Annotated in this window: 12 protein-coding genes and 1 riboswitch; of the genes, 5 read left to right on the top strand and 7 right to left on the bottom strand. The window is 70.7% G+C overall.

Annotation, left to right across the window (positions count from 1 at the left end):
• Positions 1 to 2 precede the first annotated feature (2 nt).
• From ABN028_RS17305 to ABN028_RS17285, 5 genes are all read right to left on the bottom strand, one after another.
• Positions 3 to 884 (bottom strand): carbohydrate ABC transporter permease, encoded by an 882-nt coding sequence (locus ABN028_RS17305; protein ID WP_349697278.1) that lies wholly within the window; start codon positions 882 to 884, stop codon positions 3 to 5.
• 38 nt (positions 885 to 922) lie between these two features.
• Positions 923 to 2,218 (bottom strand): ABC transporter substrate-binding protein, encoded by a 1,296-nt coding sequence (locus ABN028_RS17300; RefSeq protein ID WP_349697277.1) that lies wholly within the window; start codon positions 2,216 to 2,218, stop codon positions 923 to 925.
• Complete coding sequence (locus ABN028_RS17295) at positions 2,215 to 3,327, bottom strand: LacI family DNA-binding transcriptional regulator (protein WP_349697276.1); 1,113 nt, start codon at positions 3,325 to 3,327, stop codon at positions 2,215 to 2,217. Before ABN028_RS17295 ends, ABN028_RS17300 begins: the two co-directional genes overlap by 4 nt.
• Before the next feature lie 269 nt (positions 3,328 to 3,596).
• Entirely contained in the window at positions 3,597 to 4,325 is a 729-nt protein-coding gene (locus ABN028_RS17290; protein WP_349328096.1) for a transglycosylase family protein, read from the bottom strand.
• Between the two features lie 4 nt (positions 4,326 to 4,329).
• Positions 4,330 to 4,493, bottom strand: a riboswitch (cyclic di-AMP (ydaO/yuaA leader).
• Between the two features lie 162 nt (positions 4,494 to 4,655).
• Positions 4,656 to 5,201 (bottom strand): phosphatase domain-containing protein, encoded by a 546-nt coding sequence (locus tag ABN028_RS17285; protein ID WP_349328097.1) that lies wholly within the window; start codon positions 5,199 to 5,201, stop codon positions 4,656 to 4,658.
• A gap of 148 nt (positions 5,202 to 5,349) precedes the next feature.
• Between ABN028_RS17285 and ABN028_RS17280 the strand changes: the two genes are divergently transcribed.
• The 3 genes from ABN028_RS17280 (at position 5,350) to ABN028_RS17270 (ending at position 9,837) form a co-directional block, all read left to right on the top strand.
• The gene (locus ABN028_RS17280) at positions 5,350 to 6,525 is read left to right on the top strand and encodes a metallophosphoesterase family protein (protein ID WP_349697275.1); all 1,176 of its coding nucleotides are present in this window, start codon (positions 5,350 to 5,352) and stop codon (positions 6,523 to 6,525) included.
• Between the two features lie 61 nt (positions 6,526 to 6,586).
• Entirely contained in the window at positions 6,587 to 9,241 is a 2,655-nt protein-coding gene (locus ABN028_RS17275; RefSeq protein ID WP_349697274.1) for an ATP-binding protein, read from the top strand.
• Between the two features lie 29 nt (positions 9,242 to 9,270).
• A complete protein-coding gene (locus ABN028_RS17270) occupies positions 9,271 to 9,837 on the top strand; it encodes a GNAT family N-acetyltransferase (RefSeq protein WP_349697273.1) in 567 nt (188 codons plus the stop codon).
• On the opposite strand, the gene fdhD is transcribed toward ABN028_RS17270, so the two are convergent.
• Positions 9,834 to 10,757: a formate dehydrogenase accessory sulfurtransferase FdhD gene (gene fdhD / locus ABN028_RS17265; RefSeq protein WP_349697272.1), complete on the bottom strand. Its 924-nt coding sequence runs from the start codon at positions 10,755 to 10,757 to the stop codon at positions 9,834 to 9,836. The genes ABN028_RS17270 and fdhD overlap by 4 nt on opposite strands.
• A gap of 249 nt (positions 10,758 to 11,006) precedes the next feature.
• On the opposite strand from fdhD, the gene ABN028_RS17260 reads away from it, so the two are divergent.
• A complete protein-coding gene (locus ABN028_RS17260; protein ID WP_349328102.1) occupies positions 11,007 to 11,816 on the top strand; it encodes a TrmH family RNA methyltransferase in 810 nt (269 codons plus the stop codon).
• A 21-nt stretch (positions 11,817 to 11,837) separates the two neighbouring features.
• On the opposite strand, the gene ABN028_RS17255 is transcribed toward ABN028_RS17260, so the two are convergent.
• A complete protein-coding gene (locus ABN028_RS17255; RefSeq protein WP_349697271.1) occupies positions 11,838 to 13,535 on the bottom strand; it encodes a substrate-binding domain-containing protein in 1,698 nt (565 codons plus the stop codon).
• 159 nt (positions 13,536 to 13,694) lie between these two features.
• Here ABN028_RS17255 and ABN028_RS17250 point away from each other — a divergent pair, with 159 nt between their 5' ends.
• A complete protein-coding gene (locus tag ABN028_RS17250; protein WP_349697270.1) occupies positions 13,695 to 14,933 on the top strand; it encodes an Nramp family divalent metal transporter in 1,239 nt (412 codons plus the stop codon).
• Positions 14,934 to 15,019: the final 86 nt, after the last annotated feature.

Genomic DNA, 15,019 nt, shown 5'->3' with positions numbered 1-15,019 from the left:
TCTCACCTCTCGTCCAGCAGCCGGCGCTGCAGCAGCGCGACGAGCAGGACGGCGACGACGAGGATGACGCCGATCGCCGAGGCGATGTCAGGATTGCCCTGTTCGATGCCGCGCTGGTACATCAGCAGCACCGGTGAGGCCGAGGCTCCGTCGGGTCCGCCGCCCCCGGTGAGGAGGTACGGCTCGGTGAAGAGGTTCGCCCCGGTGATGGTCGCCAGCAGCACCACCAGCGTCGTGGCCGGCCGAACTCCCGGCACCGTCACCGCCCAGAACGACCGCCACCGACCCGCACCGTCGACTGCGGCCGATTCGTACAACTCGGTCGGCACGTTCTGCAGGGCCGCGAGGTAGAGAAGAATGAAGAAGCCGAGCCCCTTCCACGTGACGTACAACGCGATCGTCGGCATCGCCAACCGTTCGTTGACGAGCCACGACGGGTCGGGTGCGAGCGGGCCGAGCACCTTGTTGACCAGCCCGCCGGAATTGAACAGGAACAGCCACACGCCGACCACGGCGACGCTCGCGGTGATGTAGGGGACGTAGTAGCTCACCCGGAAGAACGCCCGCAACCGCATGCTGGCGTTGAGCGCGGTCGCCAGCACCAGCGAGAGCGCCGCCGTGAGCGGGACGTTGATCACCAGGAAGACCCCGACGTTCCGGAACGACCGCCACACCGCCGGATCGCCCAGCACCGTGGCGTAGTTGGCCAACCCGACGAACGGCCGCTCCACGATCGCACCGGGTGCGGCGAAGAAGTAGTCGTGGAACGACATGTAGACCGCGAAGCCCAGCGGGTAGGCGAAGACCGCCGCGAGGAACACGACGTAGGGCGCGACGAACACCGCCCCCAACGACGCTCGCCCACTGGGCTTACCGATCATCATGACGGCCCGATCCTGTCCGACCCTGCCCCGGTCCTGAATCAGGACTGGCCGGCGAGGCCGTCGATCTTCGTTGCCACCTGGTCGAGTTCGGCGTCCACCGGCTGCTTGCCGAAGATCACCGAACGCGAGTACGCGTCGCGGAACGCCTGCCAGATCTCGATGGAGTTCGCGACGTTGGGCACCTCGACCGTGCGGTCGGCCTGTGCGGCGAAGGTGGCGTACTCCTCGTGCGCGGCGAAGTAGTCCGGGTACACCTCCGAGAGGTCCGAACGCATCGGCATCTGCCCCGTCATCTCGAGCAGCTTGCCGTCCTGTTCCTCCGCTGTGGCGAACTTCAGCAGGTCCCAGGCGGTGCCGCGGTTCTTGCAGGCGGAGTACATCGCGACGTTCTTCGCGTCGGCGAACGTGTAGGTGTCCTCGGGCGAGGTGCCCCCGGAGGTCGGCACCGGGGCGACGCCCCAGTCGATCGAGTCCTTGTACGACGCGATCGCCCACGGCCCGACGATCGCCATCGCCGCCTTGCCCTCGCCGAACGAGTCGCCGTTGTAGGTCTCCTGCGAGGCGAGCTTCTCGTCGTAGAGGCTCTTCCAGAAGGCCGCGACCTGTTTGCCCTCGTCGGAGGCGAACGTCGCCTCGCCGTCCTCGACCAACTGCTCGCCTCCGGTCTCGGCCGCGAACAGCGGGTAGAAGTCGAACCAGGGTTGGAAGAACTCCGCCGTCGGTGAGGGCCAGATGGCGTAGTCGGCCGCGCCGCTCTTCACAATGGTCCTGGCGGTCTGGAGGAACTCGTCGTAGGTCTGGAGCGGCGGGTCGTCGGCGTCGATCCCGGCCTTGGCGAAGATCTCCTTGTTGTAGAAGATCATCACGGGGTTGGACTTCCAGGGCAGCTGGTAGTACTTGCCGTCGGGGGAGCGGTACTGCTCGGCACGGTCGCCGGTGCGCTCCTCGATGTAGTCCGTCGCCCCGTCGAAGTCGTCGAGCGGCACCAGGCCGCCCTGCTTCTGGAACTGCGGCACGGCGGCGGGCGCGGTGTTGAAGATCAGGCAGGGTGCGTTGCCCGCGGTGATCGCGGCACCGATCACTTCTTCCGAGCTCTTGCCCTCCGGGATCTGCTGCGCGGTGACCTTCTCCTTCGGATGGGCGGAGTTCCAGGCCGCAACCATCTGCTTGCCCCAGGCGACTTCCTGTTCGTTGTTGGAGTACCAGACCTTTATCGGTCCGCGGGCGGTGGCCGCGTCCGAGTTCGTCGTGTCGCCGCCACCGCAGGCGGTGGCCGCCAGCAGGGTCGCGGCGAGCGCTGCGGCGGATGTCGTGGCGAGGGTGGTGCGCTTCATGAGTCCTCCGGAGTAGAGCTGTGCTCCGCTGGTGGATTCCCCGTTGATGGTCTGCCCGTTGATCGGCTGCCCGTTGATGGTCTGCCTGCTGATCGGCACTGTGCGGTCGAGTTCCGTACGACGAGTTCGGCCGGGTCGAGCGCGACGTCGCTCGCGGGCTCGCCGTCGACGAGGGCGAGCAGGGTGCGGGCCGCGACCTGGCCCCAGCCGAAGACGTCCGTACGTACGGTCGTGAGGGACGGGTGGATGTGGGCGGACAACTCGGTGTCGTCGTAGCCCGTGACCGACAGGTCGTCCGGCACGGTGCGGCCGAGGCCCTGGGCCGCGCTGATGCCGGCGATGGCCATCAGGTCGTTGGCGTACACGATCGCCGTAGGTGGGTCTGGGAGTTCCAGCAGGCGGCGGGTGGCGGCGGTACCGCCGGCGGCGGTGAAGTCGCCGACCTCGATCGGAGCCTCCGGCAGACCGTGGGTCTCGAGCGCGTCGACGAACGCCTGCCGGCGTCCGTGCCCATGCAGGAAGTCATCCGGACCGGCGACGTGCGCGATCCTGGTGTGACCGAGCCCGGCGAGGTGGTCGACCACCGCGGTGATGCCCGGCCGGTCGTCGAGACACACTGCTGGAAACGAGGACGGGGTGTCCGGGCGGTTGAGCGTCACGGCGGGCAGACCGAGGTCCTCCACCAGCGCGATCCGCGGATCACCCCGACGGAGGTCGATGAGGAACACGCCGTCCACCCGGGCGTCCTGCGCGAGGCGCCGGTAGCCCTCCTCCTCCGGTGGGCCGGCACCGACCACCTGCAGGACGAGCGCCTGGCCCTGACCGGCGAGCACCGTCTCGACGCCGGCGATGAACGCGGGGAAGAACGGGTCGGACCCGAGAAGTGCCGGCTCCCGTGCGATGACCAACCCCAGAGCGAACGCCCGGGAGACCGAGAGCGACCGCGCCCGCTGGCTCGGCCGCCACCCCAGCGCGTCAGCTGCTTCGAGAATACGTACGCGGGTGGCTTCGGCGACGCCGGGCCGGTCGTTGAGAGCGAACGACACGGCCCCCTTGGAGACGCCGGCACGGCGCGCCACGTCCGCGATCGTGGGGCGCCGCTTGGCCATCACACATCCCGAGGTGAGGATCCGGACATCTGTCGTTCACTGAACCGGTTCAGATCTAAACCGGTTCAGGAACCAGTTGTCAAGGGCGTGCGTCTGTCGTCGGCGAAGGGTCAGTTGTCGAGGGGGAGCTGGCTGCTGGCCGGCCGGGGTGGACCTCGACCGACCTGTGCCCGTCCCGGGGCCGGGAACCTTGGCCAGGAAAGGCGAGCGCCCCACCTGCGGGGGGACAGGCGGGGCGCTCGGTCTGTGGGGCCGCTAGCGGCGCCGGATCAACGCAGCCGAACCTTCTCCTCGGGGAAGATGAGGTCCGGGTCGCCGCTCGAGAGGGAGTCCCGGTTGAGCGACCACAGCGACGGCCATCCGCCGTCGACGTCGTGGGAGATCGCGATGTCCCAGAGCGTGTCGCCGGTACGGATCGTGTAGGTCTCCCGCTCGGAAGGCTTGGTCGCGGTCGTGCCCTCCGAGACCGCGGTGCGCTCCCCGCTGCGGGTTGTCCGGTCAGCCGCCTCGTCGCGAGCGGCATCCTGGTCAGCGGAGTCGTCGCTGGTGGTGTCCTGGCTGGCGGTGTCCTCGCTGGTGTCCGTCGAGGTGGTCGAGTCGCCGGCCTTGTCGCTCTCATCGAGACCGAGTTCGGCCGAGCAGGCGGGCCAGGCGTTCCACCCCTGAACGTCCAGCACCTTCTCCGCGATCTCGATCTGCTCCGCCTTGGTGGCGAGGTCCGCACGTTCGGCGTAGGTCGTACCGCCGAACTCCTCCCAGGTCGTCTGGGCGAACTGCAGGCCGCCGTAGTAGCCGTTGCCGGTGTTGATCTGCCAGTCACCGCTGCTCTCGCACTGAGCGAGACGATCCCAGGTGTCGGTCGTCGCGGCCTGAGCCAGGCCGGTGAATCCGACGACGGGCACGGCGGCCGCCACACCGGTGAGCGCGGCGGTCTTCGTCACCTTCTTTGCGGTCCTGCTGGGTCGGCTCGCGCCGCGATGTCGTGCGTTCTTGGGCATGCTGGAGTGCTCCCTCTCGTCGCCTGCGGAGTGAGCTGTCGGGTTCGGGCGAGAGGAATGCCCGGCCGCACGAAAGCGGCTTCACCCCAAGGACCCTCGTAGCCTGCGCGGGTCCGTCGTTGGTTCCTCCGACTCCGCCCTCTCGATGGAAATCGGCCTTACGACACCGCTGGGCGGAGCTCGGCGAAGCGGGTCGTAATCGCGCCTGGCGCGGCGCGACCGGACAGACTCTAACGGTGTGGCCAATTCGTTAACAATCACCGATCGCGGACTATTGGCGCGGTCATTACCACCGAAACCCATGGAAAATCGGGCGATCCGGGCTGTGCGTCAGGTTCGTCCGTCGCCCTCCTGGGCCTCACGCAAAGTCCGTTTCGCACCGTTGTCATCCGTTCCGTCGACAAATGCCCAGCTCGCCTGGAAGACGGAGAATCCTGCGGCCTTCACCGCGGCGCACACCTCCGGGTCGTCGTCGACGACGACAGCCACGGGAGCGGCCGCGGCGAGCCGGCGGACCACTCCGAGCTTGACCTGTCGGGCCGGGCGGCGGTCCCCGTCACGGCGCAGGTGGAGGGGCCCCGACGGTGCGTCGTGCCTGGCCAGCCACCGTTCGGTCGTATGCCGGAGCCGTTCGGGACGGCCGGACAGGTAGACCACCTCGTGCTCGGAGGCGAGCCTCCGGGCGACGGCAAGACCCTCGGCGAACGGCGGGTCGCCGGCCGCGGCAGCGAAGAACGCGTCCCAGTCTTTCGGCCGTCGTTCCACATGCCGTAGCCGATGTCGGACATCGGCCAGGACACCGTCGATGTCGACGACGGCGTACGCACGTCCGGAGGCGGGAGGCACGTCCGGCGGAGTGGGCTGCTGGTCCGGCATGCGGAGAAGCCTTCCAGGTCGGCCAGCCGCTTCGTACCCGCGCTGACCCCTTGGGCTGGCGCTCGGGAGTTCGGAGCCGCTCGTGCCGCCGGTTGCGGGCGTGGCGGCGCGCGCATCGTCGGCGGTCCCCGCTAGCGTGCGGTACATCATGGCGATCACCTCTGCGATGACTCGTCCCGGCCCGCAGGGCACGCCTGTCACCTTCGTGCACACCAGCGACTGGCAGCTCGGCATGATGCGGCGGTTTCTCGGTCCCGAGGCCGGCGCGCGCTACAGCCAGGCCCGCATCGACGCCATCGAGCGGATCGGTGCCGTGGCGCGCGAGCACAAGGCCGCATTCGTGGTGGTGGCCGGTGACGTCTTCGACGCCAACCAGGTCGACCGGCAGGTGGTCTCGCGCGCCTGTGACGCCCTTCGCGCCATCGCGTGTCCGGTGCTGATGGTGCCGGGCAACCATGACTCCCTCGAGCCCGGCACGGTCTGGTCCAGCCCGATGCTGGCGGCGCACCTTCCCAGCCAGGTCGAGATCCTCACCGACTCCACACCCCGCCGGCCGGTCGCCGGTGTCGAGGTGGTCGGTGTTCCCTGGCGTACGCGCCGGTCGGTGAGCGATCCGCTGGGCGCGGTGGAGGGGTGGGCGGAGGTTCCGGACGCCGGCGCCGTGCGGATTCTCGTCGGTCACGGCCAGGTCGAGTCGCTCGCGGCCAGCTCGGGTGACCCGGCCCTGATCCGGCTGGAACCGCTGCAGCAGGCGATCGAGGAGAGTCGGCTGCACTACGTCGCGCTCGGGGACCGGCACTCGCTCACGTCGGTCGGGGAGACGGGGCGGATCTGGTACTCCGGCACCCCGGAGCCGACCCGGCCGGAAGAGGAACGGCCAGGCGAGGTCCTCGTGGTCGAGGTCGGTCCTCGCGACGCGTGCACCGTCACGCCCGTGTCAGTCGGCACCTGGCGGCTTCGGTCCCACGTGGTGGACGTCGACGTCGACGACGGTCTCGACGAGCTCGCCGCGTGGCTGGGAGCACAGCCGGACAAGTCCCGCACCGTCGTACGCCTTGGTGTCCAGGGCAGCCTGACGGTCGGCGGTCTCACCAGGTTGGAGATGCTGCTCGAGGCGCAGGAGGAGGTCTACGCTGCCATCCAGCGCTGGAACCGGCACTGGGCGGTGACGGTTCTCCCCGACGACGGCGACCTGGACGAGCTACCGGTGACGGGCCCCGCGCGGGCGGCCCTGGAGGAGCTTCGGATCGCGACAGGTGGCGGGGACACCCAGGCGGCCGACGCGCTCGCGTTGCTCCACCGGCTCGCGGGTGGTGTCGCATGAGCCACGGCTCTGGGCGGACGCATCGGCCCGCACGGGCAGGACGCACGACAGGAGGCGCCGGGTGAGACTGCACCGGATCTCGTTGCGGCACTTCCGGGGCGTCACCGAACGCGAGCTCGCCTTCGACACCTCCGGGGTCACGGTCATCGTGGGCGACAACGAGACCGGGAAGTCGAGCCTGCTGGAAGCGCTCGCGTTGCTGTTCGAGCTGCCGGACGATTCGAAGGCGGCGAAGGTACGCGCCGTGCAGCCGGTGGGGCGGGACGTCGGCACTGAGGTCGCCGCCGAGGTCAGCTTCGGCGATGTCCGCCTGCACTATCGCAAACAATGGTTCCGGCAACGCGCGACCGAGCTCAGGGTCGAGCCGGACGACCGGGCGTTGACCGGTCGGGAGGCCCACGACGAGGCGGCCCGGTTGTTCGGCGAGCACGTCGACCGGACGCTCTGGGCCGCACTGTCCGTCGGGCAGGAGGACAGCCTCGCCGTTCCGGTCGCCGGTTGGGTCACGGCCGTGCTCACCGCGTTGGACGACGTGGCCGGAGGCGAGGTCGACCACGGCGCCGCGGTCCCTCTGGTCGGTGCCGTCGAGGCAGAGTTCCTGCGCTACTTCACCCCGACCGGCCGCCCGACCGGCGAATACGCCCACGTGCTCGACGACCGCGACAGGGCTCGCGTGGCGGTGGCGGACGCGGAAGCAAAGCTCGGCGAGGTCGAGCAGGACGTGGAACGGGCCGAGCGTCTCGGCCGCGACCGGGAGGTCCTCGCGTCTCGGCTGACCGAGCAGGCGGCACGGGTCGGCGAGCTCGAGTCCCGCCGGCATTCCGCCTCGGAGCTGATCGGACGGGTCGAACGGCTGCGCCGGGACGCCGATCTCGCGAGGGAGCGTCGTATCGCGGCCCGTGGCGAGCTGTCGCGCCGTCACCAGCTCCGTCACGACGCGGCGAAGCGCGAGGAGACTGCGGCGGCAGCCGTGGAGGTCGCCCGCCAGGCCGGCGGTGTCCTGCGTACGGCCGAGAACGAGCTCGACCAGCGGACCGCGGCGTTGCGCACGGCCCGGGAGGACCTGGCGAACCGCCGCGCGACCGTACGCCGGTTCGAAGTGGACCTGGCCCGGCTACGCGACCGGGCCGACCTCGCAGCTCTGGAAGGGCGGTTGGCCGAGGTCGAGGCGGCCCGCGCCGACGAGCGTCGGCTGGCCTCCCAGCTGGCCCAGGCCACGATCGACGACGGCGTCCTCGAAGCGGCCGAGGCCGCGCATCGCGACGTTCTCACCGCCCGGGCGGCCCTGCACGCGGGCTCGCCGAAGCTCGTCGTGGAGCGGCTGGGCGCCGGCGAGGTCGAGGTCGGGGGCGACCCGTTCACCGATCCGACGGTCGACGTCGTCGTCGAGCGAGACACGACGGTCGCGGTGCGCGGCATCGTGGAGGTGACGGTACGGCCCGGGGCTGGTGCCGCCGAGCTGGCCGCCGCGTGCGCCGACGCCGAACATCACGAGCGGGACCTGCTCGCCGATCTCGGTGTGTCCGACATCACCGACGTCCGCCGGGCGGCACGCGCCCGTGCGGAGTCTGCACAGGCCCTGGCCGCGGCCCGCGACGCGTTGGCCCGCCGGCTCGACGGTGCATCGGCCGACGACCTGATCGCGGACCGCGACCTGCTCCGCGCGCGGTTGGACGCCGCGGTGGCGGGCCAGGACGACGGTGGGGCCGCGCCCGACGCGGACGGGTCGGCGGCGGAGTCCTCCGACGAGCTGCGTGCCGCTCTGGTCAGGGCACAGGAGGCTGAGGCGGCAGGCGCCCGGGACCTCGCCGAGGTGGAGGAGCGCGAGGCGCAGGCCCGCAAGCAGTACGAAACGGCGAGTGGCGAGGCGACCGCCGCCCGGGTCCGCGCCGAACAGGAGCTGGAACGTCGCGACGATCTCCACGCGGCGGTAGCGGCCGCCCGCGAGACGGCTTCCGACGACGACCTGAGTGCGGCGGTAGCGGAGGTCGAGTCGGAGTTCGCCGTCCTCGCCGGCCAGCTCGCCCAGGCTGAGGACGCGCTGGCCGCGAGCGGCGTCGACCGGCTGGAGGAGCGCCTGGTCGAGGCGGCCGCCCTACGTGGGCAGCTCGCCAGCCAGGTCGACGATCTCGCCGGCCAACTGCGGCGGGTCGAGGGTCGGCTCGAGATGGCAGGTGTCCAAGGGCTGGCGTCCGCAGTCGAGCGCGCGCACGCCGAACTCGCCCACGCCGAGACCCGCGCCGAGGCCGTCGAACGCCGTGCGTTGGCGGCCCGTCGACTCCGCGAGACGCTCGTGCGGCACCGTACCGAAGCCCGCCGGCGTTACTCCGCCCCACTGCGCGAGCGGATCGAGACTCTGGGCCGGGTCGTCTACGGCCCGTCGTTCGGGATCGCGCTGGGCGATGACCTCGAGGTGCGGACCCGGACCCGTGACGGGGTGACCGTGCCCGTGTCGTCGTTGTCGACCGGCGCACGGGAGCAGCTCGCGACCGTCGTACGCCTGGCGATCGCCGGGCTCACCGCCACGGACGGGAGCGGCGTCCCCGTCGTGCTCGACGACGCGCTCGGCTGGTCGGACCCGACCCGGCTCGAGGCGATGGGGTCGCTGCTGGCCAGGGCGGGGGAGAGCAACCAGGTCATCCTTCTCACCTGCGTACCCGATCGCTACGCCGGAACGGTCGCCGGCGCCCGCATCGTCCGGGTGGACGACACCTGAGCGGGAGTCGCGTGGCAGGCTTCCGCCCCATGAGTGAGGACGCGGTCGAGGCACCGGGCGGCCGAACCTCGGGCACACCGGCACCGCCCGAAGTTCGGCTGGTCGCGGTCAGGGAGGGCCACAAGCCGGTCCTCGACAGGTTGCTGCAGCTGTACCTCTACGACTTCTCCGAGATCCGGACGTTGGAGCTGACTCCGCACGGCACGTACCCGTACCGCTATCTCGACCACTACTTCGTCGAGGCCGGGCGGCATGCGTCGTTCATCGTGGCAGGCGACCGGATCGCGGGCTTCACCCTGATGCGGCGACTGGACGACGGGACCAACCAGGTGGCGGAGTTCTTCGTCCTGAGGGCGCATCGCCGGCACGGTGTCGGCCGGGCGGCCGCCCGCGCACTGCTCCGGCGGTTCCCCGGCCGATGGTGCCTGGAGTTCGACCAGGCGAACGCCGCGGCCGGTCAGTTCTGGCCCGCGGTGGTGGCCGAGGTGGCGGACGGTCCGATGGGTAGCCGCGATCTCGGACCACCCGAGGTGGACCATCCCTGCACTCAACTCACCTTCACGACCTCTGACGGGGCGATCTCAGCGGACGGCTAGACCGGCCGGGTCCCGCCTTCGCCACCGGCCTCACGGCGGTCATCGGCATCGGCGGGCAGGCCGGTCGTGCGTTCGGGATGGCTGTAGACCACGAAGCGCTCGCCGCGCAGGAATCCCACCACGGTCATCTCGAAGCGTTCGGCCAGGTCGACGGCAAGGCTGGACGGTGCGCCGACGGCGGCGACGAACGGTAGCCCGGCCGCGAGGGCCTTCTGGCAGATCTCGTATCCCGCTCGTCCGCTGACGACGAGCAGCTGGCCAGACAGCGGGAGGAGATCCTGCAGAAACGCCCAGCCAACCACCTTGTCGACCGCGTTGTGGCGGCCGATGTCCTCGCGGGCGCAGAGAAGCTCGCCATCGGGCGAGAAGAGGCCCGCCGCATGGAGTCCGCCGGTCCGGCTGAAGACATCCTGCGCCGCACGGAGCCGATCCGGCAGGGCACACAGCGTCGACGCCTCGACCACGGGTCCCGCAAGGACAGGTTGACAGCCGCGGATCTCCAGCTCGGCAAGGCTTTCCTTGCCGCACACCCCGCATGCGGCCGTGGCGGCGCCGTACCTCGCCGACGGCGGTTCGGCCGGCGCCCGTGCGAGGTCCACCGTCACGACGTTGTACAGCTGCTCGGCGGTGAGGCTGGCATCGGTGCAGTACGCGAGCCGGACCACATCGTCGGCCCTGGTGACGAGACCTTCCGAGCGGAGGAACCCGGCCGCGAGCTCGAAGTCGGCGCCGGGCGTCCGCATGGTCACGACGATCGGCCGGGGTGGGGCACCCGGCCAGGCGACCCGGATCTCCAGGGGTTCCTCGGTGGCGAGCCGGTCGTCGCGGTCACGGGTCGAGCCGCCGTCGAGGTCGCGCACGCGGACCCGCACCGTGCTGCCGGGCCGTCGCCTGGACGCGTCCCTGCCCTCCTCCTGCATGACCCCATCCTCCCTTCCCCGCGGGGAAAAATCAGGTGCCGAACGTAGGACCGCGGTCCTAGCATCACGCCCATGGAGATGTGGGGGACCTAGCGCCTCTGCCTGACTGTCGGCCTGCCGGTTCCTCGACGACGAAGGATCACGCGGGCCAGGTTCGTCGTGCTGGCCCTCAGGCGTCCAGCTGTGTCCCCGTCTCCCCGCGGCCGCGCGGATCTTGGCGCGCCGCCGCCCCACGTCCGGAGTACGACGATGACGCTGCAACGCGTCGGTCTCCACCATCCCCAGGTGCGCCTCACCCTGGCGACAGCGAAGAACTCCACCGCCGCCCCGCCTCGCTCCATCGTCGTGGAGGGAGCCTGGGCGCACGAGATGTTGCTCGCCTCCGGTACGAAGGCCGACACATTCCTGTGGTGCCCCGGCGCCACGCGGACCACCCGGGCCCGCGTCTGCGCCGACCGGATGTGCGCGACGGCCAGCACTGCGTACGAGATCTCGGAGAAGGTCCTCGCCCGCCTGAGCGACCGCGAGAAGCCGGACGGCCTGGTGTCACTCGCGCAGCTCCCGCACTGGGACGCCGGGACCTGGGAGTTCGGCGAGTCCGCACTCGTCCTGGTGGCTGACGGCATCGAGTACGCGGGGAACCTGGGCACCCTGATCCGTACGGCCGACGCGTGCCGGGCCGACTGCCTTGTCCTGGTGAACCGCCGCGTCCGGCTCACGCACCGGCGGGTGTTCGGAGCGAGTCGCGGGACGGTTCTGTCGATGCCGGTCCTGGAGTTCGCCGACGGATGGGAGGTGGCGGAATGGCTCGGCCGGCAGGGTTTCGAGATCATCCTTGCCGACCCGCGCGCGGCCCGGACCTATCGCGACTGCGGGTATCGAACCCCGCGGACGGCCGTGGTCGTGGGGTCGGAGGGTCGGGGCCCGTCCCACGAGTGGTCGGAGCCGAACGTCACCGCGGTGTCGATTCCGATGCTCGGCGCCGCTGACTCGCTCAATGTCGCCGCATCCGCGGCGATCCTGCTCTTCGAGGCGCGTGCCCGCCGAGCTGGCTGGTGACGTCCGCCACGTCCGTTCACGTCAGCCGCAGGCTGGACCGCACTGCCGGCGTAGGAGCAAGTCGATGATGATCCCTTCCACCTCGCCGGCGTTCTTGGCGCGGTGGGCCCTGCCGTTCGTCACCTCGGCGATCTGGTCGAGTGCGGCGAGGTCGGCCTGCGCTCCGATGCCGACCAGGGTGAGGGCGACCGGCCGGTCAGGGTCTGCCTCGGCGTCCAGGGTGCTGAGCAGCTGCGTGATCGTCATGCCGGTGGCCGCTTCGTTCCGGCAGGCCTCGGTCTCTGCCGAGGCACCCGGGCAGGCGTCGGTGAGGAGTACGAGAGAGTTGACGCGGGTCGGGTCGTAGCCGGCCTGGACGGTCCGGTAGGCGGCGAGGACCGTGTCGTAGAGCGCGCCGCTCCCTCCGGTCTGTCCAGGCAACGCGTCGAGGTCGGCGTTGAGGTCGGCGCGGTGCTGCGGGGTGAGCGGTTCGGTGGGCGACAGCTGGAGGTAGGGCCGGGCACCGTCGCGGTTCTCGGAGAACTGCCACAGGCCGACTGCCGCGGTGTTCGGCAGGTAGGTGAACGCCGTCTTGGCGGCATCGCGGGCCAGCTCGATCCGGGTGCGCTCGCCAGCCTCGACCACCATCGAGTGGGACACGTCGACCACGGTGAGGAGGCGCGACTCGAGGCTCATGGCGGCCCAGCTTCTGAGCACCTCGTCGGCGTCGTCCAGGGTGCTGGGCGGCAGGACGGTGACCTCGCCCGCGGCGTCGGCGTCTGGGGGAGGTGCCTGGTCGCGGTAGTCGCGGAAGCCGGCCTTGCGGAACTCCGCCCGGCCGCTCCTGGCGTCGGCGTACCGCATCAGGGTGGCGCCGGCCTCGATCAACCGCGCACCGTTCCGTTTCTCGTGCAGGACGGCCACCAGGGGATAGTCCAGGTGGACGGTTCCACCAGCGGGTACGACCGGGACGATGTCGGCCTTCGGGTTCTGGCGCCGCACATTGAGTACCTGCTGCTCGGTGGCGGGGACCCCACGGATCAGGCCGTAACCGGTGGCACGGTCGAGCTCGACGTCGAGATCGTCGACGCGTTCCTTGGTCAGCGCGAGGATGCTGGTGCCGAGGTTGGTCCGGGCCGTCGCTGGCTCGTCGGTGAACGATCGCCGGAGGGCGAGCAGGGCGCTGAGCGCGACCCCTGACTCCTCCGCGTCGCCGAGGGCCATCCGGCCGGCGGTCGCCAGGGTGGCCCAGCTCCCCGCGTCGTCCTGCAGGTCGTCGGCCTGGGTCTGGCTGGTGGCGAGGACCAGCGGTGACGTGGCGACGGACGGGCTGAGGGAGAGCAGCCGGTCCTTCGGGATGCCGGTGCGCGCCACCCATTCCCAGGTGTCGGGAATCCACAGGTCAGGCGTCTTCGTCGCGCTGTCCCCGGAGAGTCGGGCGTAGACGTCGCGCGAGGCCGCGGGGGTCACGGAGTAGGTCACGCAGGCGCCGTCCACCGGAACCCGGTCGTTCTCGACCCGCATGGCGATCCGCTTCAACGGTCCCGCGATCTCCGGCGGCGCGGCGAGGTGAACTCGGAGAGTGCCACTGCAGGGATCAGGGTGGCCGATCGTGGCGATCCGGAGCTCCCGCACGACGACGAACGCAGCGATGGGGATCAGGAGGGCGAGCACCACCACGAGGACGAGGAGGCCACGGCTTCGGCGCGGCTGGCTCGCGGCGGCATGGCGTCCGGGCATGAATCACCCCTCCCACCCCAGCTCCCAGCGGAGACTACCTGAAATACGCTCCCCCTGGTCAGGTGTCCGCTGGTCACGTGTCCGCGCTGTCCAGGTGCCCGCCGTGGAAGTGGGCGCGGTCGCGGAGATCACCGTCGAAGGGAAGCGCCCGTGATGCTGATGCGTGCCGCCCAAGGGTTCGCCGCCCTCCGCGCGCGGGCCGATCTGGTGCTCCTCGGACCAGCGTTCGTGGCCGCCATCGCCTACGTCGATCCGGGCAACGTCGCCACGAACGTGACCGCGGGAGCCGAGCACGGCTACCTGTTGGTGTGGGTGATCGTCGCGGCCAACCTGATGGCCGGTCTCGTGCAGTACCTCTCGGCCAAGCTCGGGCTCGTCACCGGAAAGTCACTGCCGGAAGCCGTGCGTGACCAGATGCCTCGACCGGTACGCCTGGGCTACTGGCTGCAGGCTGAGGCGGTGGCGATCGCGACGGACCTCGCGGAGGTCATCGGTGGTGCGGTGGCGCTCCGACTGCTGTTCGACCTGCCGCTCGTGATGGGTGGGCTGATCACCGGGTGCGTGTCGATGTTGCTGCTCGCCGTCCAGGACCGCCGTGGTCAGGCGCCGTTCGAACGGGTCGTCGTCGGGCTGTTGCTGGTGATCGCGGTCGGGTTCTTCGCCAGCCTGGTCGTGGCGCCCCCGTCGGCGAGCGGTGCGGTGTCGGGCCTCGTCCCGCGGTTCGACGGTACGGACAGTGTCCTGCTCGCGGCCGCGATGCTCGGCGCGACGGTGATGCCGCACGCGATCTACCTCCACTCGGCTCTGGCGCGCGACCGGCACGGCCGGCCGACCGGCGACCGGAAACGCCCCATCCTCGTCGCCACACGGGTCGACGTGGGGCTGGCGATGCTGCTGGCTGGGAGCGTCAACCTCGCCATGCTCCTCGGCGCGGCCAGTGCACTCGGCGGCATGGCCGGTGTCGACACCCTGGAAGGAGCACACGCCGGGCTCGGCCAGGTGCTGGGCCCCACCGTGGCGATGTTCTTCGCGGTCGGGCTGCTCGCGTCCGGCCTGGCGTCGACGTCGGTCGGGTGCTACGCCGGTGCCGTGATCATGCAGGGGCTGCTGCGGATCCGGATTCCGCTCCTGGTGCGCCGCCTCGTGACACTGGTGCCGGCGCTCGGCCTGCTGGCGGCGGGTGTCGAGCCGACGTGGGCGCTGGTCCTGTCCCAGGTGGTCCTGTCGTTCGGTGTGCCGTTCGCGCTGGTCCCGCTCGTCGTGTTGACGGCGAGGCGGAAGGTGATGGGCCTTGATGTCAATGGCAGGTTGACAACAGTCCTCGCCAGCGGCGCGACCGCCGCCATCGTGCTCCTGAACGCCGTACTGATCGGCCTGGTGCTGACCGGGACGTCCTGAGTTCGACGTCCTGCGCACACCTCCGGCGCCCGATCTCCTGTCCTGCGTCCCGCGCCGACCGCGTCGCGGCTGATCCCACCTGCTTC

The organism is Actinopolymorpha sp. B17G11 (assembly GCF_040196095.1).
Lineage (GTDB): Bacteria > Actinomycetota > Actinomycetes > Propionibacteriales > Actinopolymorphaceae > Thermasporomyces.
Note: the sequence above shows the minus strand (reverse complement) of the source record. Positions and strands in the feature narration are given on the sequence as shown.